At 54.1% G+C, this 25,583-nt stretch carries 19 protein-coding genes and 2 tRNA genes; 19 read left to right on the forward strand and 2 right to left on the reverse strand.

All coding sequences use genetic code 11. The features are described 5' to 3' along the window. Positions 1 to 212: 212 nt before the first annotated feature. The 19 genes from HMPREF1556_RS03340 (at position 213) to HMPREF1556_RS03430 (ending at position 21,052) form a co-directional block, all read left to right on the forward strand. Positions 213 to 4,511 carry a cobaltochelatase subunit CobN gene (locus HMPREF1556_RS03340; protein ID WP_021666842.1) on the forward strand — a complete coding sequence of 1,433 codons (4,299 nt, stop codon included), beginning with the start codon at positions 213 to 215 and terminating at the stop codon, positions 4,509 to 4,511. 45 nt (positions 4,512 to 4,556) lie between these two features. After that, positions 4,557 to 5,240 carry a hypothetical protein gene (locus HMPREF1556_RS03345; RefSeq protein WP_021666843.1) on the forward strand — a complete coding sequence of 228 codons (684 nt, stop codon included), beginning with the start codon at positions 4,557 to 4,559 and terminating at the stop codon, positions 5,238 to 5,240. An 18-nt stretch (positions 5,241 to 5,258) separates the two neighbouring features. Next, the gene (locus tag HMPREF1556_RS03350; protein WP_021666844.1) at positions 5,259 to 5,858 is read left to right on the forward strand and encodes a MotA/TolQ/ExbB proton channel family protein; all 600 of its coding nucleotides are present in this window, start codon (positions 5,259 to 5,261) and stop codon (positions 5,856 to 5,858) included. A gap of 4 nt (positions 5,859 to 5,862) precedes the next feature. Next, positions 5,863 to 6,231, forward strand: a complete 369-nt coding sequence (locus HMPREF1556_RS03355; protein WP_044125179.1) for a DUF2149 domain-containing protein — start codon at positions 5,863 to 5,865, stop codon at positions 6,229 to 6,231. A 415-nt stretch (positions 6,232 to 6,646) separates the two neighbouring features. Further along, positions 6,647 to 6,719, forward strand: a tRNA-Gly gene (locus HMPREF1556_RS03360). Between the two features lie 91 nt (positions 6,720 to 6,810). After that, on the forward strand, positions 6,811 to 7,494 hold the full coding sequence (locus HMPREF1556_RS03365; protein ID WP_021666846.1) for a MarC family protein: 684 nt from the start codon (positions 6,811 to 6,813) through the stop codon (positions 7,492 to 7,494). 125 nt (positions 7,495 to 7,619) lie between these two features. Next, entirely contained in the window at positions 7,620 to 9,566 is a 1,947-nt protein-coding gene (locus HMPREF1556_RS03370; protein ID WP_021666847.1) for an NAD(+) synthase, read from the forward strand. A gap of 125 nt (positions 9,567 to 9,691) precedes the next feature. Next, positions 9,692 to 10,138 (forward strand): copper resistance protein NlpE, encoded by a 447-nt coding sequence (locus tag HMPREF1556_RS03375; RefSeq protein WP_021666848.1) that lies wholly within the window; start codon positions 9,692 to 9,694, stop codon positions 10,136 to 10,138. A gap of 211 nt (positions 10,139 to 10,349) precedes the next feature. After that, positions 10,350 to 10,613 carry a SemiSWEET family transporter gene (locus HMPREF1556_RS03380; protein ID WP_021666849.1) on the forward strand — a complete coding sequence of 88 codons (264 nt, stop codon included), beginning with the start codon at positions 10,350 to 10,352 and terminating at the stop codon, positions 10,611 to 10,613. A gap of 303 nt (positions 10,614 to 10,916) precedes the next feature. Beyond that, the gene (locus tag HMPREF1556_RS03385) at positions 10,917 to 11,507 is read left to right on the forward strand and encodes an FKBP-type peptidyl-prolyl cis-trans isomerase (protein WP_021666850.1); all 591 of its coding nucleotides are present in this window, start codon (positions 10,917 to 10,919) and stop codon (positions 11,505 to 11,507) included. Positions 11,508 to 11,512: 5 nt separating this feature from the next. Next, positions 11,513 to 12,316, forward strand: coding sequence for an FKBP-type peptidyl-prolyl cis-trans isomerase (locus HMPREF1556_RS03390; protein WP_021666851.1), 804 nt, complete (start codon positions 11,513 to 11,515; stop codon positions 12,314 to 12,316). A 41-nt stretch (positions 12,317 to 12,357) separates the two neighbouring features. Further along, positions 12,358 to 13,257: an FKBP-type peptidyl-prolyl cis-trans isomerase gene (locus tag HMPREF1556_RS03395; protein WP_021666852.1), complete on the forward strand. Its 900-nt coding sequence runs from the start codon at positions 12,358 to 12,360 to the stop codon at positions 13,255 to 13,257. A gap of 194 nt (positions 13,258 to 13,451) precedes the next feature. Further along, positions 13,452 to 14,705: a hypothetical protein gene (locus HMPREF1556_RS03400; protein WP_021666853.1), complete on the forward strand. Its 1,254-nt coding sequence runs from the start codon at positions 13,452 to 13,454 to the stop codon at positions 14,703 to 14,705. A 2-nt stretch (positions 14,706 to 14,707) separates the two neighbouring features. Next, positions 14,708 to 16,741 carry an ATP-binding protein gene (locus tag HMPREF1556_RS03405; RefSeq protein ID WP_021666854.1) on the forward strand — a complete coding sequence of 678 codons (2,034 nt, stop codon included), beginning with the start codon at positions 14,708 to 14,710 and terminating at the stop codon, positions 16,739 to 16,741. 146 nt (positions 16,742 to 16,887) lie between these two features. Further along, positions 16,888 to 16,959, forward strand: a tRNA-Met gene (locus HMPREF1556_RS03410). A gap of 480 nt (positions 16,960 to 17,439) precedes the next feature. Then, positions 17,440 to 18,267 (forward strand): threonine/serine exporter ThrE family protein, encoded by an 828-nt coding sequence (locus HMPREF1556_RS03415; protein WP_021666855.1) that lies wholly within the window; start codon positions 17,440 to 17,442, stop codon positions 18,265 to 18,267. Positions 18,268 to 18,294: 27 nt separating this feature from the next. Further along, positions 18,295 to 18,786 (forward strand): threonine/serine exporter family protein, encoded by a 492-nt coding sequence (locus HMPREF1556_RS03420; protein WP_021666856.1) that lies wholly within the window; start codon positions 18,295 to 18,297, stop codon positions 18,784 to 18,786. Between the two features lie 315 nt (positions 18,787 to 19,101). Next, positions 19,102 to 20,025 (forward strand): DUF2156 domain-containing protein, encoded by a 924-nt coding sequence (locus HMPREF1556_RS03425; protein WP_021666857.1) that lies wholly within the window; start codon positions 19,102 to 19,104, stop codon positions 20,023 to 20,025. Continuing rightward, complete coding sequence (locus HMPREF1556_RS03430) at positions 20,003 to 21,052, forward strand: GNAT family N-acetyltransferase (RefSeq protein ID WP_021666858.1); 1,050 nt, start codon at positions 20,003 to 20,005, stop codon at positions 21,050 to 21,052. The genes HMPREF1556_RS03425 and HMPREF1556_RS03430 overlap by 23 nt, the downstream gene beginning before the upstream one ends. A gap of 190 nt (positions 21,053 to 21,242) precedes the next feature. Here the strand turns inward: HMPREF1556_RS03430 and trxA are convergent, their stop codons facing one another. Then, positions 21,243 to 21,557, reverse strand: coding sequence for a thioredoxin (gene trxA / locus HMPREF1556_RS03435; protein WP_021666859.1), 315 nt, complete (start codon positions 21,555 to 21,557; stop codon positions 21,243 to 21,245). 44 nt (positions 21,558 to 21,601) lie between these two features. Beyond that, positions 21,602 to 25,291 carry a DNA polymerase III subunit alpha gene (dnaE, locus tag HMPREF1556_RS03440; protein WP_021666860.1) on the reverse strand — a complete coding sequence of 1,230 codons (3,690 nt, stop codon included), beginning with the start codon at positions 25,289 to 25,291 and terminating at the stop codon, positions 21,602 to 21,604. Positions 25,292 to 25,583 lie beyond the last annotated feature (292 nt).

Raw genomic sequence — 25,583 nt, forward strand, 5'->3', positions numbered from 1 at the left:
TGGGTAGAAGAAGGGTGGGGGAGATGCCCTATTCTCTAGAGGGATGGGTGGGGAAGAGGGGCGGGAGCTACCTATAATTAGGTGAGCTGAAGGGCGATATATCCCTACTCCTAGGTATTTATCTGGTAGGGTGATGGCTGTATCTTTGCTTGCAACTCTCCGTAGGGAGAGCTTAGAGCGCAAGAGATAAGACCAACATACACCGATTACCTATGAGTGACAAGCATCATGCCCCTCGTCGAAGCCGTCAGAGACGCTTCCTCTTCGGGGGGATTGCCCTCGTTTTAGTTGCCCTCATCGGCTACTTCGCTTGGGACCATTATGGCTCCACGACCCGCATTGCTCTGGTGAACTTCCCCGGCTATCAGTCCTCGGGGATCATCCTCTCCAACGGGAGTAAGTACGTGCGCTACGACGAACTCAAGCAGTCGGAGATCGACAAGTTCGACGACTACGACTGTGTGCTCGCCTTCGGGATGGGCTTGAAGTGGAACGAGGAGGAGCGAGCCCGAGTGCAGGAGCTGGGCAAGAAAGGCCTCAAGCTCAAGGTGCTCTATGCCACTACGGAGGAGAACAAGATCTCCAGCCTCGACGAGCACCAAGACCAGCGGATCACCGAGTATCTGGAGAACGGTAACAAGAAGAACTACCGCTCCCTATCGCTCTACATACGTAAGTATATCGACGGGAAGAGCTGGTTCGCTCCTGAGCCTGATTCGGTAGCCCCTAGTTCGACCAATGTCTACTATCATCTTGATGAGAATGTAGCCTTCGAGAAGCTTGCCGACTATGAGGCCTATCTGCGCAAGATGGGCTACTATCACGAGGGAGCGAAGAAGGTGCTTCTCATCGGAGGTCTTAATGACCCCTTCAGCGGGAACAAGCAGAATCTTGACAGCCTCATCACCAGCCTCGAGCGTGTGGGGCTCAATGTCTATCCGGTAGCTTCCTTCGCCGATCGTCTGCGCTTCATCAAGGAGGTCTCGCCCGACCTCATCATCCACTTCCCCCACGGACGTATCTCGATGATGGGGGGAGATCAGGTGGTCTCTTATCTGAAAGAGCGGAACATCCCCGTCATCGCTCCGCTGACGCTCATGACGAGCCAAGAGGAGTGGGAGAGCGATCCGCAGGGGATGATGGGGAGCTTCCTCTCCCAGACCATCGGCGTACCTGAGCTAGATGGTGCTATCTATCCCTATGTGCTTACCGTCGAGGAGAAGAATGCGGATGGCCTCTATGTACTGAAGGCTATCCCTGAGCGCCTCAGGAAGCTCACCGAACTCGTACAGCGCTTCCTCTCCCTACAGACTAAGCCCAATAGCCAGAAGCGCCTAGCGATCTACTACTTCAAGGGACCAGGCCAAGAGGCGCTCACTGCCCAAGGGCTGGAGGTCGTCCCTTCACTCTACCACTTCCTGCAGCGCCTTCGCTCCGAGGGCTATGATCTCACGGGGCTTCCCGCCGATGAGAAGACCTTCGAGGAGCAGATCATGCGCAAGGGTCCCGTCATCCAGTCCATATCGGGCGGGCAGATGGAGCACTACCTCCAGACAGGCAATCCTGCCTGGACGAGTAAGGCCGTCTTCGATGAGTGGATCCAGCATGATCTGACCCCCAAGCAACTGAAGGAGCTTACTGACAAGTACGGAGCTAGCCCAGGATCCTACATGGTGCGTAGCTCTAAGGCGGGGACACCTGAGCTAGCTACCACCCGTATCCAGTATGGCAATGTCGCGATCCTCCCTCAGCCTGTAGCGGGGATCGGTAGTGACAACTTCGCCATCGTCCACGGGGCAGGTGCTCCACCCCCTTACCCCTATATCGCTGCCTATCTCTGGGCACGACACACCTTCCAGGCAGATGCCCTCCTGCACTTCGGTACCCATGGTAGCCTGGAGTTCACCCCACAGAAGCAGGTAGCCCTCGGTGCTAGTGACTGGGGCGAAGCCCTGGTAGCTCCCCTGCCTCACTTCTACTACTATACTATAGGTAATGTAGGGGAGAGTATGATGGCAAAGCGTCGCTCCTATGCGAGCCTCATCTCCTATATCACGCCTGCCTTCGACGAGAGCAAGACCCGCCATACCTTCACCGATCTCCAGCAGGCGATAGAGAAGTACTACGACCTGAAGGATGCACGGGAGAAGGACGTGCAGAGCCTACAGGTGAAGAAGCTCGCCGTAGGTCTTGGTCTCCATCGTGAGCTACGCCTGGACTCGATCCTCACCAAGCCCTACACCGACAAGGAGGTAGAGCGTATCGACAACTTCGCTGAGGAGATCGCTTCGGAGAAGATCAATGGAGAGCTCTACACCACAGGGGTAGCTTACTCTCCGCAGAAGGTATCTTCGACTGTCGTAGCTATGAGCGCAGACCCCATCGCCTACGCTAAGGCTCGCCTGGATCGTCTCTACTCAAGCCAGCCCCTAGACAATACAAGTAATAAGCATCGCTTCTATAAGCTCTACCTCCAGCCTGCCCAGCAGCTCGTGCGGAGCATCCTCTCTTCGGGCTCGGTCAGTGAGGCGCTCGTCCTCTCCTACGGAGGGATCACTCCAGCACAGCTGGCTCGTGCTCGTGAGCTGAATGCTCCCAAGAGCCGTGGGGGGATGATGGCGTCGATGATGGGCGCTAAGACTAAGGAGGCTTCGGCTAAGGGTGCCGAGGGGAAGAAGCCCGAAGTAGCCTCCTCAGAGAAGCCTACCCGCAAGCCTACTCGTCTGGAGCAGATGCGGGGAGAGACCCCTTCGGACAAGAAGGCTGGGGGACATCCTTCGGCGAAGTCGGCTACTGCACCAGAGCCCTCCAAGAAGGAGAAGGATGAAGCAGAAGCCATCACCGAACTGGAGCAAGCCATCCTCAACGTCATCAACTACCGAGACGCTCTACAGAATAGTCCCCGTCTGGAGCTCGATGCGATGATCAACGCACTCAACGGGGGCTTCACTGCTCCATCACCAGGGGGAGACGCTGTAGCCAATCCTCGTGCCGTCCCCACAGGACGCAACCTCTACGCCGTACGTGCCGAGAGTACGCCCTCACAGCGTGCCTGGAGTCAGGGTGTACAGCTAGCGCAGCAGACACTCCGTGCTTACAAGGAGCAGCACGGGAAGTATCCCACGAAGGTGAGCTATACCTTCTGGAGTAGTGAGTTCGTCGAGACCGAAGGTGTGACGATCGCTCAAGTGCTCTATATGCTCGGGGTAGAGCCTGTGCGTAGCCAGTTCGGCACGGTAGAGGATGTCCGTCTCATCCCGACCTCGGAGCTGGGACGTCCCCGTATTGACGTCGTCATCCAGACCTCGGGTCAGTTCCGTGACCTAGCTGCTTCTCGTCTAGCACTCATCACTAAGGCGATCGAGCTGGTAGCGTCCCTCGGGAAGGAGGATCAGGCGAACTTCGTCGCCGAAGGCTCTGTAGCTACCGAGCGAGAGCTCGTAGAGCAAGGCCTCTCACCCAAGGAAGCTCGTGAGCTGGCCAATGTGCGCATCTTCGGCGGGATCAACGGCATGTATGGCACGGGTATTCAGGAGATGGTCACTGCTGGAGATAAGTGGGAGACGGAGCGAGAGATCGCTGACGTCTACCTCAATAATATGGGTGCTGCCTACACCGGCAAGAAGGAGGATTGGGGCCGATTCGTCAAGCCCCTCTTCCGAGCAGCACTGAAGAATACCGATGTCGTCGTACAGCCCCGGCAGAATAATACCTGGGGTGCTCTGAGCCTCGACCATGTGTACGAGTTCATGGGTGGTCTCACGCTCTCCGTGCGCCAAGTCACGGGGAAGGACCCCGATACCTACCTCGCCGACTACCGCAATCACAGCAATATGCGGATGCAGGACCTCAAGGAGGCTATCGGCGTAGAGAGTCGTGCTACCGTGCTCAACCCCGAGTATGTCCGTGAGGTGCTCTCTGGGGGAGCGACGAGTATAGCTGGCCTCAGTGAGATCGTCACCAACACCTATGGGTGGAATGTGATGAAGCCTGAGGTCATCGACAAGGAGCTCTGGGATCAGCTCTACGATATGTATATCCGTGACGTCAATCACCTCGGTGTCTCCCAGGCCTTCGAAGCGAAGAGTCCCGCTGCGATGGAGGCGATGACGGCAGTGATGCTTGAGACGGTTCGCAAGGGGATGTGGCAGGCCTCCCAAGAGCAGATCCATACGCTTGCCCACCGCCATACCGAGGTCGTAGCTAAGTACGGACCTTCGGGCGGAGGGATGTCTGCCGATAATAAGAAGCTCCGTGACTTCATCGCTCAGCACGTCTCCTCCGACGAGGCTCGCCAGTATCAGACCTCTATGAAGAAGCTGGACGAAGGCTCGGCTACTACGGGTGTCGATGCTCAGAACGGCATGGTCATGAAGAAGGAGACCGTCTCTGATACCGCAGGCTCGGTGACCAAGAGCTTCAGCAGTCTTTGGGTCGTCGGTGGTGTCGCTGTCCTCTTCGTGGTACTTCTGGTGGTACTGCGTCTCAAGCGCCGTCGTGATGAGGCTTAGCACACTTAAGACGCCCGCTCCTACCTACCCTAGACCTTCGCTCCGATGGAACTAGTCGTTCAGATCCTCATGCTCTTCGTCGCTCTGGGTACGGCACTGCGCCTGACCTTCGAGCGAGGCTGGATCCTCCCGCTCCTCTTCGGTGCTGTGGCCTCAGTCTTCGTCTATCTGACCTATCCCTATGCTATAGAGCAGACGAAGACAGGGCTGGCTGGCTATATCGCCGAACGTTCGCTGAGGGAGTACGCAGCTATCTTCATCTCGCTGGACGTAGCCCTCGTGGTAGGGTATAGCTTCTCACGCCTGACGAAGGCGCATACACCCCGAGGTCGGGTAGTGAGCCTCGTGCTACGCCTCTACCCTGGGGTCTTGCTCTTCCCCGTCCTCTTCTACCTACAGTCGACCCTGATCTTCGCCCTGCCAGGGGTGGACTTCGGGGTGGTCTCTCTCCTGCTTTCGCTGGGGACGCTCGTCCTCGTGCTGGGGTTGGTCTACCTCCTTCGCTTCCTCCTTCCCGAGGAAGAGCTACGGCTGGAGGTGCTCTTCCTCGTCGAGCTCTTCATCTTCATCCTCGGCATCATCGCCTCGGTGGATGAGACGATACGCACAGCCCCTGAGCAGAGTCCCATTCAGTGGCGGGGGCTAGCACTTACGACCGTCGTAGCACTCATCTGCTTCGTCGTCGGCTACTTTGCTCCCCGCATACATCGTACACTCCGATCTAAGTAATATACATCATCCGCATCCATGGATCAGATCTCTAAGGTTCTCTTCGTCATCTCCAACAGTCTGCTCATCCCAGACATCCTCTTCCTCATCCTGCTCTTCATACGGTCGCTCATCCTCGTCGGGAGCTTCTACAATAGCTTCATGCAGCGCCGTCGCCTCACTCAGCTCCTAGGGGATACCCGCCAGCTACACTCGGATAATCTGGGCGAACTGCTGGAGCGTCTGCCGAAGACGAACCGCTCCCCCTTCGTCGATCACCTAGCGGATCTCCTCACCCGCCAGGGGCTGACCGAGGACTATGTCAACTATCAGCTCAGCAGCTATGAGAGTATCTGTGAGAAGGATCTCACCCTCTCCAAGCTCCTGACGAAGATAGGTCCTGTCCTCGGGCTCGTGGGGACGCTCATCTCGATGAGTCCCGCCCTTGTGGGGCTCTCCTCGGGGGATATCGGGGCGATGGCCTACAACATGCAGGTGGTCTTCGCTACAACGGTCGTCGGTCTGGTGATCAGCCTCATCGGCCTCATCACCCTGCAGTACAAGCAGCGCTGGTACACCAAGGATGTCGCTCTGCTGGAGTATGTCTCCTCGCTCCTCGTCGAACAGCCCAAGGCTTAGATCTATGGCACGCAAACCTCGTCGCCCCAACCGCCTGATGCAGGGCGAAGATACCGATCCGCTGACCGTCGTCGTCAACCTCTTCGATGTCGCTATGGTCTTCGCCGTCTCGCTCATGGTAGCGATGGTGATGAACATGAACATGACCGAGGTCTTTACCCAAGAGGACTTCTCTGTGGTGAAGAACCCCGGTAAGGAGAATATGGAGATCATCACGAAGAAGGGTGGGAAGATCGAGCGCTATACCCCGTCCAAAGACAAGGCCGATCAGTCTAGCTCTCGAGGGCGTCGTGTCGGCGTCGCCTACGAGATGGAGGATGGGCAAGTCTACTATGTCCCCGAGGAGGCGCTACCCGACGCTCCGAAGCCCTGATCAGGCGGGCTCAGCGCCCGTTCTCCGATTGACCCAAAAAGGACCCTACGGTAGATCGCCGATGCGACCTACCGTAGGTCGTCATCACGACCCACAGTAGGTTTTTTCGACGACCTACCGTAGGTTTCTTTTACCCCCTCCAGAGCCCCTGTTTAGACGGGGTAAATCAAGCCTCGTCCTTCGCCCGAAGTTCCGTGAGGAAGGAGCACCCTCGAAGGCCTTGCCCGACACCCTATATTTACGTGTCACGGCTCCGTGGAGCGCTCGGTTGAGTGAGGCTGAAGTCGCAAAGGATAGGGGTGGGGTGCTCCTGGCACTCCCAGCGGGTGGTCTGGGGCTAATACCTATTGTGGAATCAAAACTTCTCCTTATCTTTGCGACCAGGAAAACCCCTCAAGGGGGGTGTCTCAACCCTGCGGTAGTAGCTCAGTTGGTAGAGCATCAGCTTCCCAAGCTGAGGGTCACGAGTTCGAGCCTCGCCTACCGCTCACCATGTGAGGGGGTATTCTTCTCTTTTCTGAGAGAGGGATATCCCCTCGCTATTTGCTACATACACTACACTCTAAGTTCGTTCACCTAATGATGACCACTCCACTGCTTGGGATCGACTTTGGTCAGATCACCTCGGCGATAGGCCGAGAGTTCACCCTCTTCAGCCTCGATGAGCTCTACAAATCGTTCTTCACCCTCTTCGTGACGATCGATATCATCGGAGCTATCCCCATCATCCTCTCGCTCAAGGCGAAAGGGAAGACCTACCAATCCTCCCAAGTAGGGATCTACTCGGGGATCATCCTCTTGGCCTTCCTGCTCGTCGGGGAGCCTCTCTTGGGATCCTTCGGGGCAGACATCTCGACCTTCGGGGTCGCAGGGGGTATTGTACTCTTCGTGATGGCTGTGGAGATGATCTTCGGGATCGAGATATTCAAGTCGGAGGATGACTCTAGTGGCAATACGACCTTCGTCCCGCTGGTCTTCCCCCTCTTCGCTGGGGCGGCTTCCTTCACGACGCTCCTGACGCTTCGCTCGGCAGGGATCGCTATGATCAACCTAGCGCTGAGCATCGTCTTCAACATGGTCCTCGTCTATCTCGTCCTACGGTACGTGTCTATCCTCGACCGTATCCTCGGCAAGAACGGGGTCTACATCCTGCGTAAGTTCTTCGGCGTCGTCCTGCTGGCGATCTCGGTGAAGTTCATCACGAAGAATCTGATCGAGGTCATCGCTATGGTCCAGCAGGGTGTAGCGGCTCTTGGTCAATAGGCTCGCTACTTCGCCGAGTGAGCCCTCCCCTCTCCGAAGGGGGAGATATGCGTGCACGGATCCCGTCGGTGTACGCATATCTAGTCGTATATCCACAAATGATTTAGAACAAGAAACGGAATAATATGAAGTATGGATTTGTCAAGGTAGCAGCTGCCGTCCCCTTTGTGCGGGTGGCTGACTGTGCCTACAATGTCAGTCGCATCGAAGCGCAGATCCTAGAGGCCGAAGCTAAGGGGGTAGAGATCATCACCTTCCCTGAGCTCTCCATCACAGGCTACACGTGTGGAGACCTCTTCCTGCGCTCCTTCCTCAACGATCAGGCTGAAGCTGCCCTGCTGGATCTGGCTGAGCGTACGGCTCACACCTCGGTGCTCATCATCGTGGGGATGCCTATACGTATCGAGTCCCAGCTCTTCAATGCGGCTGTCGTCCTGCAGTCGGGGCAGATCCTCGGGGCTATCCCCAAGACCTACCTGCCGAACTACCGAGAGTTCCAGGAGGCACGCTGGTTCGCTGCCGCCCGAGACCTACAGCTGGCACACGTACAGATCGGTCGCTTCCGTGTACCCATCGGGCACAATGTCCTCTTCCGTGCTGGTAAGCTGGCCATCGGGATCGAGATCTGCGAAGATATGTGGACGCCCTACACCCCAGGGACACGCCTGGCACTCTACGGCGCACAGATCATCTTCAACCTCTCGGCGAGCAATGAGCTGGCGGGGAAGAATACCTACCTCCGCTCCCTGATCAGCGGACTCTCCTCGCAGAACCTCTGTGGCTATGTCTATGCTTCTGCTGGCTATGGAGAGAGCTCCACGGATACGGTCTTCACGGGTAAGGCCTTCATCGCCGAGATAGGTAAGATCCTCGTCGAGACGTCCCGCTTCGTCTATGAGGAGCGTCTCATCATCAGCGATATCGATGTGATGTGCATCAACAACAATCGCATGATGACCAATAGCTTCAACGACTCTGTGGTCGACCACACCGAGCGAGGTCTCCTGACCGAGATACCCTTCACCCTGCGTACGCACGAGGAGTCGCACGATGTGGATCGCAAGATCGATCAGAACCCCTTCCTCCCCGTGAGCCGTCGCCGAGACGAGCGTGCCGAGGAGATGTTCGATATCCAGGTCTGTGGCCTCTCCCAGCGTATGCGCTTCATCGGAGCCCGCCATGCCGTTATCGGGATCTCTGGGGGACTGGACTCGACGCTGGCTCTGCTGGTCGCCGTGGCTACCTTCGACGCTATGGGCTTGCCTCGTGAGGGGATCATCGGGGTGACTATGCCTGGCCTCGGGACGAGCACCCATACCAAGGACAATGCCCTAGAGCTGATGAAGCGCCTCGGTATCACTTCGCTCACCATCGATATCACCGAGGCTTGTCTCCAGCACTTCGCTGCCATCGGTCACGACCCCCAGGTGCAGGATGTCGTCTATGAGAATACTCAGGCTCGTGAGCGCACACAGATACTGATGGATCTGGCTAATAAGTACAATGCTCCCGTCATCGGTACTGGTGACCTCTCCGAGCTAGCACTAGGCTGGTGCACGTACAACGGCGATCACATGTCGATGTATTCGGTCAATGCAGGTGTGCCGAAGACAGCGGTGCAGATCATCGTCTCCCGCCTGGCGGAGATAGAGCGATTCGGGGCAGAGCTCTCCGAAGTCCTTCGCTCGATCGTCGCCACTCCTATCTCACCCGAGCTGAAGCCTACCGACGAAGCTGGGGGTATCGACCAGAAGACCGAAGACCTCGTCGGGCCCTATGAGCTCCATGACTTCTTCCTCTACAATTTCCTCGGCTACGGCTATGATCCCGAGAAGATCTTCTACCTGGCTAAGGTGGCCTTCGAGGGTAAGTATGAGCCGAAGGTCATCAAGCGCTGGCTACGGGAGTTCTATCGCCGTTTCTTCGCCCAGCAGTACAAGCGAAACTGCATGCCTGATGGACCTAAGGTGGCGGCTGTGAGTCTCTCCCCCAGAGGCTACTGGCGTATGCCGAGCGACGTCTCCCCAAAGGCTTGGCTCGCCGCTGTAGATGCCCTGTCTGACGAGGACTAGCAAACTATTTTCGAAGCTATAGTATCGGTACGTTTTTTTTGTACATTTGTACCCGGCTTAACACCCGTACTGGGCTTCATGGCGAAGACTGCTGACGGGAGAGCCACTAATACAATAGTACGATTATGAAGAAAGTATTTGTTTCATTCGCAGTACTGGCACTGGCACTGGCCTCTTGCCAAGGTAACACGGAGGCTTCGCAGAGCGATAGCCTGAATCAGGATTCAGTAGCAGCAGTAGTAGAAACTCCTGCAGCAGCTAACGAAGCAGCTCTGGGTACCTACGAAGGTACGATCCCAGGTGCTGACGGATCAGTGAAGACGACGATCGTCCTCAACGCTGATGGTACGTACAGCAAGCACGAGGAGTTCTCCAAGGCTGGCGTAGAGCCTGTCCATGAGAACGGGACGTACAAGCTCGAAGCTGACGGCCTCTTGACCCTCATCACTCCTTCGTCCAACGCTGAGACCTACTACAAGGTCGGTGAAGGTAAGATCACGCTGCTCGACCAGACGACCAAGCAGCTCCCCGAAGGTGAGCTCGCTGCGCAGTACGACCTGGCAAAGAAGTAAGTCACCATCCACGATACCCCACCTTCTCTAGCGTGGGGATTCGCCCTCAGGGGCTATGTCTAGCAGTGCAAACTGTATAGGTGTAGCCCCTGTCTCTTTAGCGGTTTCCCCGAGGGGGCGGAGGATATTTGTAGGAAGGGTGTAGGGAGTGTTGTCTTGTGTTTTTTTACTTTTGCGCCGGTAATATTGTTTTATCTATCATATAGATCCTATGACAAAGTCTAAATTTCTGACCATCCTGGGGACTGTCGCTTCGGTGACCGCTATCCTCATGTATGTCTCTTATATCAGTACGATCCAGGGCAACCTCAATGGCCACAAGGGGGACTGGATCCAGCCCCTAGTGGCGGCCGTCAACTGTACTCTCTGGGTCTTCTATGGCTTCTTGCAGCCCAAGAAGGACTGGCCTATCGTGGTAGCTAATGCACCTGGTATCGTCTTCGGTCTGGCTGCTGCACTCACGGCCTTGATGTAGCCAATCCTTTCCCTAGGGTAGATCGCTAGATCTAGACCTTCGACTTCGCCCCATATCCATAGCTCATCAGCGTGGTGTGGGGCGAGGTCGATTCGTTTTGATGCGTGGGTGTATGGCGTGCCTATTCGTAGGACTGTCTCGCTTTGCTCTATGCTTCGCTCCTATTCGCCTTATATCCGCTTTGCAACGATACAAAAATGACTAACTTTGTCCCCTGATATGCCTAAGCTAGGCAAGGGAGCTTGCTCGCAGACCTGTAGTAAGGCTGAGGGAAGCTCTGTACTAAGAACTTAAGCAACGTAAATGAATAAAGTAAGCTACGCCCTAGGGCTAAGCATCGGCCAGAACTTCAGAGCTTCGGGCTTCGATGAGATCAGTCTCGAGGATTTCCTCGCAGGAGTACGTGATGTCCTTCAGGAGGCAGAGCCTCGGATGACGTATGATGAGGCGAAGGTCGTCATCAACGATTATTTCCAGGAAGTACGTCGCAAGGCCGTCGAGCAGAATAAGGCTGCCGGTGAAGAGTTCCTCAAGATCAATGGTCATAAGACTGGGGTCGTGACCCTACCTAGTGGCCTGCAGTATGAGGTCATCAAGATGGGCGACGGCGAGAAGCCTCAGCTCACCGATACCGTAGAGTGCCACTACCACGGCACGCTCATCAATGGTCAGGTCTTCGATAGCTCCATGGATCGTGGGCAGACGGCGAAGTTCCCTCTGCAGGGTGTCATCAAGGGCTGGACGGAGGTCCTCCAGCTCATGCCCGTAGGATCGAAGTGGAAGGTCACTATCCCTTCGGATCTTGCTTACGGCGATCGTGGAGCAGGCGAGATGATCCAGCCAGGCAGTACGCTCGTCTTCATCATCGAGCTCATCGGCATCGTAGGGAAGTAGCCTGCATGAAGAAGATCTCTCATTCCCTGATCTTAGGCCTCGGCCTAGCCTTAGCTACGGCCTCCTGCTCTAAGAAGCTCCAGACGCAGAAGTCGGCACTAGCGAGTCGCCAAGACTCGGTAGCCTATGCCTTCGGTGTACTCAATAGTGGAGCTTTCTCCGAAGTCGTCTCTCGGATGCCTGGTGATAGCCTCAGCCGTCAGCAGATCCTCTCGGGCTTCAGTGATGCCTTCCTCGGTGGGCACCTCAAGATAAGTGCTACCGATGCTCAGACCATCTTCGAAGCTTATGCCTCGGATCTCCGTGCTCAGGAGACACGCCGTCGTACGGCTTCGGCTGATTCCGTCCTCGCCGCTTACAAGGGTCGCGAAGGAGTGAAGACTACGGAGAGCGGCCTGATGTATCGAGTGCTTCGTGCTGCACAGGAGGAGCGCCCTTCGGCTCAGGATACTGTCGTCGTCCACTACACGGGACGCCTCACCGATGGCAAGGAATTCGACAGCTCCATTAAGCGTGGTGAGCCTGCTGTCTTCCCGCTCTCTCAGGTCATCGCAGGCTGGACCGAAGGGATCTGCCTCATGACAAAGGGCTCGAAGTATGAGTTCCTCATCCCTGCCTCCCTAGCCTATGGCGAGCGAGGTGTCAATGGAGTCATCCCTCCAGGAGCGCCCCTCTTCTTCGAGGTAGAGCTACTCGACATCCGCCCTTACCGAGAGGCGAAGGCCGAGGTGAAGGAAGACTCTTCCGCCACTCCAGCTAAGGCCACTCCTTCGGCCAAGGGACGCAAGCCCATTAAGCGAAAGAAATAACAACAGAATAATATCCAATCAATCCAGTATCTCAACGAAAGATGAAAAAGATCTCAATGATCCTGGCTGCTTCAGCCATGGCTCTCGGTATCTACTCTTGCTCTAAGAGTGGCTCTGCTAACCTCAAGGACAATGCTGACAGCGTATCCTTCGCCGTTGGTTTTGGCAATGCTAACGAACTCATCAACGCTATCCAGGGCGCTAAGGCTCAGGGTGAGAACGTCGACTCAGCACTCTTCTTCAAGGGTTTTGAGGAAGGCTTCAACAGCGATACGACCAAGCTCTGGTACTATGTCGGTCAGATGCAGGGCGTACAGGCTGCTATGCGCTTCAAGGATGACTCTACGCTGAAGAAGGCTGTCTTCCTCGCAGGCTTCAAGAAGGCGCTAAGCCTCGACTCAGCTGCCCGTGCTGCGCAGTCCGATAGCATCAACGCCATCGCTCAGGCTTACTACGAAAAGAAGCAGGAGCAGGAACGTGCCAAGTACGAAGAAGAAATGCAGAAGCAGATGGAAGAGCAGTACGGCGAGAACAAGAAGAAGGGCGCTGAATTCGTAGCGAACTATAAGAAGCAGGCTGGCGTGAAGACCACCGCTTCTGGTCTTGCTTACCAGGTCCTCAAGGAAGGCAATGGCGAGACGCCTAAGGCTACGGACATGGTCCAGGTGAACTATGTCGGTAAGCTCATCGACGATACCGTCTTCGACGAATCTAAGGGTAAGCCTGCTGAATTCCGTGTTGATCAGGTCATCAAGGGCTGGACGGAAATGCTTCAGCTCATGAAGGTCGGCGAAAAGGTAAAGGTTGTCATCCCTCAGGAGCTTGCTTATGGAGCTCGCTTCGCTGGTGAAAAGATCCCTCCTTTCAGCACGCTCGTCTTCGAGATTGAGCTTGTGAAGATCGTCCCTGCAGCTGCAGCTGACTCTGTCGCACAGCACTAAGCTCTCTCGGCGCTAAATAGCGCTCCCACTTTATCCCGGGTGCCCGTACTCCTTGACCAAGGAAGTACGGGCACCCGTCTTTTTATTCCTCTGCTTAGATCCTGTAGCGCTATCGTGAATTGCTTGTTTCTGAAGTTTGCTTTCTATACATTTGTGGGAGGTAATACCTTTTAGCACAGAAGTTTTCACAGGATATGGATACCCCGCTGACATTAGATAAGCTGACGAATATCATACAATCAAGCCACATCAACTTCCTATTCGGTGCTGGGCTTTCACGCCCCTACCTAACGACTTTGGGTGATATCGAGACGTTGCTAACAGATTGTGCCACGATTGAGAATGATGAGGTAAGGCAAATCACCGAGGATAATCTAAAGATTACCTATGTGGAAGGTGTCATGAAGCCTTGTCTTGACGCCATCTCTATGGATGAGAAGCCTGAAGAGCTCCAGGAAGTAGAGGCTGCCTATCAAGACTTCCTGAAGATCTGGAATCATATCATCTCTCGCCGAGGTAGTACTCTCTTGAGTAAGCAAGTCAATATCTTTACGACCAATATAGATCCATTGCTTGAGGGGGTGGCTGAAGATCTGGGGATAGAGTTCAATAATGGCTTCAAGGGCGTGATGAGACCTGTCTTCCGAGAAGAAGCGTTCAGTACGATAGTCTCTAAGGTGAGCCCACTCTATCAGCGCACCTCGGAGCTACCTACATTCAACTATCTGAAGATGCACGGCTCGGTTAACTGGCGGCATAAGGAGAATAGTGCAGAGATATTCTATGATGGGCGTTTGGAGACGTTGGCAAAAGTCGTAGAATGTATGGAGAAGTACCCTCCTCTGTATCGAGCTGTTGAGCGGATGAGGCCGGGGTTTGAACTTAAAGAGCTGGAGGAAGCCGTGGAAGACTCTATTAGTCTAGCCGGCCCAGAGTCTGAGGAAGGAAGTGATGCGTGGAAAGGACGGTCTACTGGATCAGCTTGGTTCCCCTCCGATCGCAATAAGCAGATGCAATCATTCCGAGAGGCATATGATGAGTTAGTGATGATTAACCCGAGAAAGGCAAAGTTCAGAGAGACGGTCTTGGACTTGCATTTCTATGAGTTGATGCGCTTGTATGCAAATGCCTTAGAGAAACCGACTACCTGTCTCTTTGCAATGGGCTTTTCCTTTGCAGATGAGCATATCGCTCAGATCACGCGTCGAGCAGTAGCGTCTAACCCAACTCTACTCGTTATTATATTTGCCTATGATGATGGGGCAAAGGAAGCTATACGGAAATGTATAGGAGAGAGCAACCATAATAATATCATTATCCTATCGCCAGAAGAGTTTAAAGCTGCTCAAAATGAAGAAGGGAAAAAGGCCGTCGAGAAGTTGAATAAGTTCGATTTGGCATCTATCAATAAGTATGTCTTTGGACAGATCGGGAATCGCATCAATTGAATATGGAGAAGACTACAATAGATCACGACGATTATCTACTTAAGAAATCGATCTTTCGTATTGGGGAGGTCTCCAGTGTTGATGGTAGAGAGGTCTCCGTTCGTGTCGATCAGGAGAAGAATCGCTCGCACATCCTCTATCGGGGAGAGCTACTGTCTAATGTGTCCGTGGGTGGATATGTCAAGCTCATCAAGGGATTCAATAGCCTGATCGGTAAGATCGAGAAAGAGTATATCAAAGAAGACAAGTCGACTTCCCAATCTCCTGAGTATACTCAAGCTGAAGAGCGGTTCGTTCGTTTCCTATCGGTCAAGATGCTTGGCTACTTCTCGGGGGATAAGTATCGTAAGGGAATCAAGGAACTTCCCTTAATTGGCAATGAGTGCATACTCTTAGATGCAGAAGAGTATCAGAAGATTCATAGCTTTGCTCATGAAGACGAGAGTACGATACGCCTAGGAGCACTGATGACCGATGAGCGTGTCTCCATTGACGTATCCGTTGATCGACTCTTTGCAAGCCATATTGGCATCTTTGGGAATACAGGGAGCGGTAAGAGTCATACATTAGCCACGCTCTACAAGAACCTATTCCGGAAGTTTGGAGATCAAAAGGCATTCCAGAAGAATGCACGCTTTATCCTTTTTGATTTCAACGGAGAGTATGCCAATGTAACCACTATAACTCCCCTCAAGAAGGTATATAACCTATCTACAAAAAGCGATCAGGCTGATAGGATTCAGTTGTCTTCGGAGGATATTCTTACGCCAGAAATCTTCTTTATCCTTGCAAGTGCCACGGAGAAAACACAACAACCTTTCATCAAAAGGATGTTACGGCTGTATCAATATGTACACTCTCAGCCTAATCCTACAGAATATACTCAAAGAATACTTAAAGTACTCTTAAAGAGGATGTGCAGAATGACTGATTCTCAGAATGGAGCGCTTATTTTAGATTATATGAAAGCGATCTTGGAGAATGAGAAGAATGAGGGGAATGAGAAGAATGAGGAGGACAATTTTAATGATATTAAATGGAATACGAAAGATAAGTACTTCTATTACCAATCAGATGGAAGTGCTTGGGAGTATTTTACTGACGAGAAACAGGGCGTTGTAGAGAAAACAAGCTTTTATAAAGCAATAGAGAAATACAAGGAGAATGGTAACTTTATTGATAGGGCTATCAAGTTTTTATATATCCAACTGATCAAGGATCTTATTGAGAATCGTGCGCAGAATGAGCATGTCGCTCCTGCGATCAATAAGCTGAAAAGCTTGAGAAATGAGTTCTCTAAGGTGTTTTCTATACCGACTAATGTAGGTAATACTAATCTCTGGGAGGAGGGGAAGCCACTAGCGGTGATCAATATGAGTAAAGTCTCTGTCTCGATGAAGAAACTGATCCCGCTACTTCTATCCTATAAGTACTATCAGGAGCATAAGAATAAGAAGTCTGATGTAGTCACTAGTTCGCTGAATATCATCATCGACGAAGCTCACAACATCTTATCCTACGACTCGACACGAGAGAGCCAGGACTGGAAGGACTTCAGACTGGAGACGTTTGAGGAGATCATCAAGGAGGGACGTAAGTTTGGCGTCTTCCTGACTATCGCTAGTCAGAGGCCTTCGGACATATCAGCGACGATTATTTCTCAGCTACACAATTACCTCATCCATCGTCTGATCAACAATCGGGATCTAGAGATGGTGGAGAAGGCAATTGCTTATCTTGATAAGATCTCAATAGAGTCGCTCCCGATATTACCTGCTGGAGCTTGTGTGCTCTCGGGTATCATAGCCGATCTTCCCCTGATCTTGCAGGTCGATCGTCTCAGCGAGGAGGAGCAACCCGAAAGTCAAACGATCGCCCTCACAGAATCATGGCTAGATAAGTCGACCGAGGAGGGAGAGCAGACTACGGAAGAGGAAGGGGACCCGACTATGGAAGATAAAGATCATACTATGGCAGAGGAAGACCTGACTACGGCTGATGCTAGCTCCACTGACCCAGATGACCTCCCTTTTTAGCTGAGCTTGACACTCGATCATAGGGTGATTATCCCGCACGCATGGGGTAGTTGCTCTTGCTTTATGAGGAGGAAAATCCGGAGCTGGATATTCTTAAAGTTTGTAGATTAAGAAAATAATACTACCTTTGCAGTGCAAAAAGATAGCGCGGAGTGGAGCAGTGGTAGCTCGTTGGGCTCATAACCCAAAGGTCGTAGGTTCGAATCCTGCCTCCGCAACAAGAGAAAATCAGTGCCTCATACTGATACCTGAGCCTCCCCTGGATCAACAGTGGAGGCTCTTTTGTTGCTAACGCTGACTTAAAAACGTATTCGACTCAAGCGAATAAGTCGCTGGATCTGTCCAAACTCATTGCAGGGCTCGTCTGAACTGACTGCAGGGTTCGTATGAACTGACTGCAGGGTTCGTATGAACTGACTACGGAGCAGGATGGAACTAGTCGCTGGATTCGCTCGATCTTATCGCAGAACGGAATGAAACTCGTCGCAGGGTGCCCTTTCACTCACTGCAAAGTCTGGGAAAACTAGTCGTAAGACGGCTTCAGGCTGGCCGTAAGGCTGGCTTCGACTACCCGCAGGACCGGCTCCGACTACCCGCAGTCGGCTCGCTAGCAACTCGGTCAGCGAAGGCAAACTCCGTAGAGGTACTCCGCTCACTACACTTACTCTACCTACATCTTTAGTAGCCAAACGAAGCTTATGGCCCAATCCAAACCCTGTCCCTTACGTGAGGATATCGACAAGGAGCATTTACTTGACTTCCTGCTACGCTATGCTACGACGCAGACCAGCGTCGGAGTCCAGACCAATCGTATCGTAGTCAATACCACCCGTATCGCTCATGCCTATGGCTACGAGCCGACGATCATGACCTTCCAGCGGAATATGACCATGACGCTTACCCCTGTCCTCGGCGACGGGAAGCATTCGTACCGCCCGCTGGATCCACATCCTGTCTCGGGAATGCTCCAGCATCGCCACGGCCCGCTCAATTTCTTCTTCAACGCCGAACTAAGTCGTCTCTCCTGGTACACCTACGACCACCATCCCAGCCTCGAAGAACTTGAAGAGCGCTTCCAGAAGATCATCAACACCCCGCCGATGAATCGCTGGCTGGTGCTCTATCTCATCAGCCAGGCGAATATGGCCTTCTGCCTGCTCTTCGGCGGTGATCTCGTCTCGGGTCTCTTTGTTTTCCTCGGCACGTTCTGCGGGTTCCTCCTTCGCCAAGAGCTGAATCGCCGGCACGCTTACCACTATCTGACGGTGGTACTCTCGGCGCTGGTGGCTTCGTTCATCGTAGGTGTCGGGGCAAAACTCGGCTACGAGGAGTATCCCAAGATCGCTCTCAGCGCCAGTGTCCTGTACCTGATCCCCGGAGTACCCTTCATCAACGGGATGATGGACGTACTCGACGGCTACGTCCTCAATGGGATCTCCCGCCTGCTGACGGCGGTGATGATCGTCGTGAGCATCACCGTGGGGCTGAGCTTCTCGCTGATGTCGCTTGGTCTGTCGCTTCTCTAGTCCCTTTTCCTAATATCTTCCGACCGTATGGACTTTGTGCTTATTCTCGAAAAGGGCTTTTTTGCTGCCATCGCTGCCCTAGGTTTCGCCGCTGTCGGCAATCCTTCGAAGGCCGCCTTCCGATACGTCCCGATCATCGCTTTCTTGGGGAATGCGCTGCGCTTCTCGCTGATGACCTATGCGGGGATGAATATCGCCATCGCCACCTTCTTAGCTTCGGTCTTCGCTGGCTTCATCGCCGTGGGCTTTGCCTACCATGCTCGCTACCCGATCGAAGTCTTTGCCTTCCCCGCTCTCCTGCCGATGATCCCGGGCCAATTCGCATATCGCTCGATCCTGGGCATGATTCGCTTCATGGAGTCGACGCAGGAAGTGGCGCAAGAGCAGTATCTGCCGGGGATCATTTCGAATATGATCACGGCGCTTTTGACGATGTTCGCCCTCGGTGTGGGGGTAGCCATTCCGCTATTTATGTGCTATAAGGTCTCCTTCCGCATGACGCGTGGGGAGGCGAAGTAGGGAGAAGGTGAGACTTCTCAAGGCACTTCCTCTGGGAAGTACAAGGACTTCCCAGCCGAATGAATCGTACTTCTCGGGGGAACTACTAGGGCTTCTCACTCGAACTAATAGCACTTCGCCTGGGTTGTTATATTACTTCCCAGGCGAAATGCTTGAAGTTCGCTTCGAAAGTAATATAACATTCGGCGAAAAGTAATATAACCTTCCGACGAAAGTAATATAACATTCGACCGAAAGTAATATAACATTTGGGACCCCCTTCAGAAACTCAGCTACAGAGCCTTCTGAAGCGCCCGTCCCAAGCCATAGAATCTTATGGATCCATTAGAGTTCAAACCGATCCTTCCTTCCTCCAGAGAAGAGGTCACGTCCTTCACGCTCCAGAGTCATTCACGGATATGTGACTTGGCCTTTGCGAACCTTTTCGGCTGGGCCGTCAAGTACGAGACGTGCTATGCCATTGCCGACGACACGCTGTTTATTCGCTTTACGTCGCCCGCCCGTTCGCATCCCGCTTACCTGATCCCCATCATGCGGGGCGGAGGTTGCGTCGATGCTTCGCTTGATCGACTGAAGAATGAGGCCGAACTTGGGAACTATCCACTGGTGATCATGGGCATCACGCCCCGGTGTCGTGAGCACTTGGAGTGGGTCTTGCCCGGTGCCTTTACCTTCCTCGAAGATGAAGGCAACGCCGACTACATCTACCTGAGAGAACGTTTAGTAAGCCTTTCGGGCAAATCTCTACAGTCGAAGCGGAATCATGTCAATAAGTTCGAGAAGCTCTATCCGAATTACAGCTACGAACCAATGACCAAGGCCAACAGCGCTGAATGCTTGGCCGTCGAGCAGGAATGGCTCCGCCAGCACGGAACTGAGGAAGGCGAGGACAAGGAACAAGAAGTCATCCAGCGCCTCTTCGACCACTTCGACGAGCTCGGACTATCAGGCGGGATCCTCCGTGTAGATGGTCGGGTCGTGGCCTTCACGCTGGGATCGCCGATCAATGAGATGACCTTCGGCGTACATATTGAGAAGGCGGACCGAGATTACGAGGGTTCGTACACGATGATCAATAAGCTCTTCGCCTCGACGATACCAGAGCAGTACGTTTATGTCAATAGGGAGGAAGACTTGGGGCTGGAAGGCCTGCGCAAGGCTAAGCTATCCTACAAGCCCGAGACAATACTCCCGAAGATCGTTGCCGTGCTGCGCCATGACCCAGATAAGGAGAACTAAGAGGGAAGAAGCCCGTCGGCTGTGGCAATTATGCTTCGGTGACTCGGACGAATTCCTGGATCGCTACTTCGATCGGCTGTACCGAGAGGAGGATGTATTGCTAGCCGAGGAGGGAAGTAAAGCCATCGGGCACCTACAGTTCCCAGAGCTCGCGCTCTCACTAGGGGAAGAGACCCTTCCCGCAGGCTATGTAGTGGCCGTCTGTACCCATCCCGACCATCGGGGCAAAGGGATCATGCGCCCGCTCCTTCACAAAGCGCTCCGCCGAGAGAAGGCTAGGGGCGACGTGGTCTCCGTGCTCTTGCCCGCCGAAGATTGGCTATTTCGCTACTACACTTCAGTAGGAGGCTATGCGCCTATAGTGAATCAGACTCGGAGCAGAAGGCAGGAGGACGCCCTTCGTGAGGAAGATCCGCCCGTCGCTTCCCCTTCGCTCGTCGACTATCTCCTTGAGGTCGAAGCGTCACAGCGAACGCCAAGCCTGCTACATAGCCGAGCTTTCTGGGAAGTCATCACGCAAGACTTCGAGCGAGAAGAGGAACTTGCCCTCCAGATCCATCGCACCGAGTCGGGCCTCATCGATGGGGCGCTCTTCCTCGTCAAGGGAGAATCGGAGCTCCTTGTACAAGCGCTTTACGGGATGAGGCCGGTGCGGGAAGCGCTCCTCGCTGAAGTCACTCGAGAATCTAAGCTACCTCTGACCTATCTTCTTAGACCTAGCGAAGGCGGGATACCGGAGGTTCGGGCGATGATGCGTGTGCTCGACGCTCCACGTTTCTTAGAGGCGCTCGTGAAGTATTACCCCGAGCTAAGGCTTTCCTTTACTTATCGGGACGAACTCTTCCCAGAGAACGACGGCGACTACCTCATCTCGGCAGTGAAAGTAGAGCGTCTTCCCCGAGACGAAGAAGGTAAAAGCGCTCCGAAGAAATGTCTTTCCCCAGCCGAACTAATAGCTGCGCTCTCCGACGCTTCAGGCAGGCCGCTCGCTTGCTCCATGCGCCTGCTCTTCGAGGATCCTCATTAGCCTTCCCGAACTGCCTGCGTTTGCTCTTTGAAGATCCGCATTAGTCTACTCAAACAGCCTCTTCTCGCCGAGCTTTCCTCTTAGAGAAAGTGAGCATTCATCCTAGAGAAGGCAGACGAAGTCCAAAAGAAAAGGGCTGTACCACATCGCATGTGGTACAGCCCTTTCGCTTTATGATCGAAGGGATCTCTTAGAGAAGCTCTTCGATGGCCTTCTTGAGCACGTCCTTACTTTGAGCACCGACCATCTTATTGACGACCTGTCCCCCCTTGATGAAGAGGATGGTGGGGATGTTGCGTACGCTGAAGCGACCTGGCAGATCATTGTCTTGGTCGACGTCGCACTTGCCGATGACTACCTTGCCTTCGTATTCCTGGGCGAGCTCTTCGATGAAGGGACCTACCATCTGGCAGGGACCGCACCAAGTGGCCCAAAAGTCTACGACTACGGGTTTGTCGCCAGCGGCGAGCGTGTCAAAGTTCTGGCTGTTGATTTCTAGTGCCATGACTGTTTCCTTTCTTTTATGTTGATACTAAGGGTTTATTTGCATCACTTGACTGACATCTGGATATCGTACTGCCGACAGAAGTCGAGGAGCACGGGTGTGGGGGCTATGGGGTGATCGTCATAGGTGAGAAGCACATCATTGCGCCCTGTACCGTCCGTGATTTTGATAGATAACACGGCAGATCCGGTATTGTTCTTGATAAGCGAGCTCAGTTCGCCGATGACCTCATCATTGACAGTGCGGACATCGATATCAAGATGGACGGCGGAGATGAGGCTGTCGACGACCTCGGAGAGTAAGTCGATACGCTGGACGCTTAGCTCCAGTTCGTCGCCGTAGCGACGCTTCTGGATGACGCCCTGCACGAAGATGAAGAGCCCCTTCTGGCAGAACTGTGAGTTGTTGACATAGCTCGAGCTGAAGAGCGCCAGGTCAAAGGAGCCCGTCGTATCTTCGATGGTGATGCGAGCATAGGGATCGCCCCGCTTGGTCGTACCGAGGAATACCTTGGAGACCATACCACCGAAGGAGACTTGTCGCCCTTCGCCCACGGCGTCGAGATCGTTCATCGCCAGGGCATTCGTAGGACAATAGCACTCAAGTATCACCCGATAGGGATCGAGGGGATTGCCCGAGAGGTAGAGACCGACGAGTTCGCGCTCCCGATTGAGACGCTCTAGATCCGACAGTTCGCTATAGGATGTCGGGGGAGTAGGTCGTGGGAGCTGTAGCGCTTCTTCGTCACCACCGAAGAGGGATGATTCATTGAGACTCTGCTCTGCCTGTATCACCTGACCGTAGCGAATGAGAGCGGCGAGGAAGGTGTCATCATTCCCCTGCTCCATAGCAGTCGTGTAGAGCTCTCTTGGGTGGCCAAAGCTATCGAAGCTCCCTGAGAAGACGAGGCTCTCCAGCGTCTTCCTGTTGATGACCGACATAGGTACTCGCTCGAAGAAGTCATAGACATCCTGGAAGGGTCCATTGGCTTCTCGCTCCTGGATGATCGCTTCGACGGCGGAACTAGCTACACCCTTGATCGCATTGAGCCCAAAGCGGATGTTGCCCTCCTGATTGACGGAGAACTTGAAGTCGGACTCATTGACATCGGGATTAAGTACACGGATGCCCATCGTACGACATTCGTCCATGAGCTTGATGATTTCCGTGATGTTACTGAGGTTGCGACTCAGTGCTCCTGCCATGTATTCGGCGGGGTAGTTAGCCTTGAGGTACGCCGTCTGATAGGCTACCCAGCTGTAGCAAGTAGCATGACTCTTATTGAACGCATAGCTGGCGAACTTCGCCCAGTCTGCCCAGATCTTCTCTAGTATCTCTTCCTTGTAGCCCTTCTTCTTACCACCGGCGAGGAACTTGACCTTCAACTCCGCCATCTTGTCGGCGAGCTTCTTACCCATTGCTTTACGAAGACCATCCGATTCACCACGTGTGAAGTCTGCGATCTCACGGGAGAGTAGCATCACCTGCTCCTGATAGACGGTGATGCCATAGGTATCCTTGAGGTAGCGCTCCATGCACTCCAGGTCGTAAGTGATCGGCTTGCGACCATGCTTACGATCGATGAAGTCAGGGATATAGTCCATAGGCCCCGGGCGATAAAGTGCATTCATCGCGATGAGGTCTTCGAAGGTCGTAGGCTGAAGTTCACGAAGGTACTTCTGCATCCCTGCCGACTCGAACTGGAAGGTACCGACGGTCTTCCCTTCGGCATAGAGTCGGTAGGTCGTCTCGTCGTCGATGGGGATGTGGTCGATGTCGATGTCGATCCCTCGACTCTTCTTGATATTCAGTAGAGCTTCCTTGATCACCGACAGGGTCTTTAGGCCAAGGAAGTCCATCTTGATCAGTCCCGTCGACTCGATGACCGAGCCTTCGTACTGCGTGACGAGCATGCTCTCGCCCGTAGCCTTGTCTTCGGCGGTGCTCAGTGGTACGACGTCGCTGATATCCATCTTCCCGATGATGATACCACAGGCGTGGACGCCGGTACTGCGGATATTCCCCTCGAGCATCTGAGCATACTTCAGGGTATCGTGGAGTAGTGGGTCGGGGCTAAGGGAAGCCTGCTTCAGCTCGGGGACGTGCTCGATGGCTGCCTTGATAGACACATTCTTGACGTCGGGTATCTTATCGGGGATGAGCTTGGTGAGGCGGTCGCTCTCCGAGAGGGGAAGACGCTGTACACGGGCTACGTCCTTGATGGCACTCTTGGCAGCCATGGTGCCGTAGGTGACGATATGTGCCACACGCTCGTACCCATATTTCTCCGTGACCCAGTGTAGGACGTCGGCACGTCCGTCGTCGTCGAAGTCTACGTCGATATCGGGCATGGAGATGCGGTCGGGATTGAGGAAGCGCTCGAAAAGGAGGTCGTAGCGAATCGGGTCAATATCCGTGATGTTGAGGCAATAGGCTACGGCCGAACCTGCCGCTGATCCACGCCCTGGGCCTACGAAGACGCCCATATCACGAGCCGCAGCGATGAAGTCCTGCACGATGAGGAAGTACCCTGGGAAGCCCATGCCCGAGATGGTGTTGAGCTCAAAGTCAATACGCTCACGTACCTCCTCGGTGATCCCCTCTTCGCCATACTTACGGCGAGCGCCTTCGTAGGTCAGATGGCGAAGGTAATCATCGGCGGTAGCGAACTCTTCGGGGATGGGGAAGTCAGGCATCAGCGGGTCGTGCTCGATGCTGTAGATCTCTACCTTGTCGCAGATCTCCTGCGTGGTGGAGAGGACTTCGGGTACGTCGGCGAAGAGTTCGTTCATCTCGAGCGTCGTCTTCATCCACTCCTGCTTGCTGTAGCGCATGCGCTTGGGATCGTTGAGATCCTTACCCGTGCTGAGGCAGATGAGGCGGTCGTGCGCCTCGGCGTCCTCCTCATTGAGGAAGTGAATATCGTTGGTGGCGATCACCTTCACGCCGTGCTTCTTACCTAGCTCGAGGAGGACGGCATTGACCTGTTGTTGCTTCTCGTAGGTCTCCTGATTGCCCAGGGGGTTATCCGTCTTGTGACGCTGGAGCTCTAGGTAGAAGTCTTCCCCAAAGAGATTCTTGAACCACAGGATGCTCTTCTCCGCCTCTTCGATGTTGCCGTGCATGATATGCTGTGGGATCTCTCCCCCGAGGCAGGCCGAGGAAGCGATGATCCCCTCATGGTACTGCTCGAGGAGCTCCTTGTCGATGCGAGGGCGATAGTAGTAGCCATCGATCCAGGAGCGAGAGACCATCTTGATGAGGTTCTTGTAGCCAGTGAGATTCTTGGCTAGTAGTACCAGGTGCCAGCCACTGTTGTCGATGGACTGGTTGGGGCGGTAGGGGTTGGGCACGCTTGCCTCCTTGAGCAGTCTGGAGCGTCGGGCGCAGTAGACTTCACAGCCGAGGATGGGCTTGAAGAGCGCCTTTGCTTCCGCTGCCTGGAGGGCTTCTCTTAGCTCGGTGAGCGAAGCTTCCTCTTCGGGCGTCCTGCTCTCCTGCTCCTCGAGGGCCTTGATCTTCTTCTTGAGCGTCTTTCGTTCGCTCAGGAGAGGCCCGTTCTTCTTGGCTACGTAGTCAAAGAACTCCTTGATGCCGAACATCGCCCCGTGGTCGGTCAGAGCGATACCGCTCATCCCGTCGCCGATGGCCTTGTCCACCAAGCCCTTGACCGAGGCTTGGCCGTCTAGGAGTGAGAACTGAGAGTGTACATGCAGGTGTACGAAGGGTTGCATATCGATGAAGCTAATAGTGTCTGAGGCGAAGAAGGGGCTCGCCTCAGAGAGGGCGCCCCTTATGTCTAGACAAAGTTAGGGCAAATCACCCAGACGGAGGGAACGATAAGTAGGGTAGGGACGGAATAATTTGAAGGGCCTTTTCGGTGCCCCTCACCAGCCCTCTAGAATAGCGGGCTGTGAGGGGGCGAAAAAACGACCTACGGTAGATCGCCGAAAAAACCTACTGTGGGTCGTGATGACGACCTACCGTAGGTCGCATCGACGACCCACAGTAGGTTTTATTTGGGGG

The sequence above is a fragment of the Porphyromonas sp. oral taxon 278 str. W7784 genome (genome assembly GCF_000467855.2).
Lineage (GTDB): Bacteria > Bacteroidota > Bacteroidia > Bacteroidales > Porphyromonadaceae > Porphyromonas.

Excerpts from the sequence above, each read along its gene's own strand:
- HMPREF1556_RS03340 (WP_021666842.1), top strand. The coding sequence starts at position 213 with ATGAGTGACAAGCATCATGCCCCTCGTCGAAGCCGTCAGAGACGCTTC.
- HMPREF1556_RS03345 (WP_021666843.1), top strand. The coding sequence starts at position 4,557 with ATGGAACTAGTCGTTCAGATCCTCATGCTCTTCGTCGCTCTGGGTACG.
- HMPREF1556_RS03350 (WP_021666844.1), top strand. The coding sequence starts at position 5,259 with ATGGATCAGATCTCTAAGGTTCTCTTCGTCATCTCCAACAGTCTGCTC.
- HMPREF1556_RS03355 (WP_044125179.1), top strand. The coding sequence starts at position 5,863 with ATGGCACGCAAACCTCGTCGCCCCAACCGCCTGATGCAGGGCGAAGAT.
- HMPREF1556_RS03365 (WP_021666846.1), top strand. The coding sequence starts at position 6,811 with ATGATGACCACTCCACTGCTTGGGATCGACTTTGGTCAGATCACCTCG.
- HMPREF1556_RS03370 (WP_021666847.1), top strand. The coding sequence starts at position 7,620 with ATGAAGTATGGATTTGTCAAGGTAGCAGCTGCCGTCCCCTTTGTGCGG.
- HMPREF1556_RS03375 (WP_021666848.1), top strand. The coding sequence starts at position 9,692 with ATGAAGAAAGTATTTGTTTCATTCGCAGTACTGGCACTGGCACTGGCC.
- HMPREF1556_RS03380 (WP_021666849.1), top strand. The coding sequence starts at position 10,350 with ATGACAAAGTCTAAATTTCTGACCATCCTGGGGACTGTCGCTTCGGTG.
- HMPREF1556_RS03385 (WP_021666850.1), top strand. The coding sequence starts at position 10,917 with ATGAATAAAGTAAGCTACGCCCTAGGGCTAAGCATCGGCCAGAACTTC.
- HMPREF1556_RS03390 (WP_021666851.1), top strand. The coding sequence starts at position 11,513 with ATGAAGAAGATCTCTCATTCCCTGATCTTAGGCCTCGGCCTAGCCTTA.
- HMPREF1556_RS03395 (WP_021666852.1), top strand. The coding sequence starts at position 12,358 with ATGAAAAAGATCTCAATGATCCTGGCTGCTTCAGCCATGGCTCTCGGT.
- HMPREF1556_RS03400 (WP_021666853.1), top strand. The coding sequence starts at position 13,452 with ATGGATACCCCGCTGACATTAGATAAGCTGACGAATATCATACAATCA.
- HMPREF1556_RS03405 (WP_021666854.1), top strand. The coding sequence starts at position 14,708 with ATGGAGAAGACTACAATAGATCACGACGATTATCTACTTAAGAAATCG.
- HMPREF1556_RS03415 (WP_021666855.1), top strand. The coding sequence starts at position 17,440 with ATGGCCCAATCCAAACCCTGTCCCTTACGTGAGGATATCGACAAGGAG.
- HMPREF1556_RS03420 (WP_021666856.1), top strand. The coding sequence starts at position 18,295 with ATGGACTTTGTGCTTATTCTCGAAAAGGGCTTTTTTGCTGCCATCGCT.
- HMPREF1556_RS03425 (WP_021666857.1), top strand. The coding sequence starts at position 19,102 with ATGGATCCATTAGAGTTCAAACCGATCCTTCCTTCCTCCAGAGAAGAG.
- HMPREF1556_RS03430 (WP_021666858.1), top strand. The coding sequence starts at position 20,003 with ATGACCCAGATAAGGAGAACTAAGAGGGAAGAAGCCCGTCGGCTGTGG.
- trxA (WP_021666859.1), bottom strand. The coding sequence starts at position 21,557 with ATGGCACTAGAAATCAACAGCCAGAACTTTGACACGCTCGCCGCTGGC.
- dnaE (WP_021666860.1), bottom strand. The coding sequence starts at position 25,291 with ATGCAACCCTTCGTACACCTGCATGTACACTCTCAGTTCTCACTCCTA.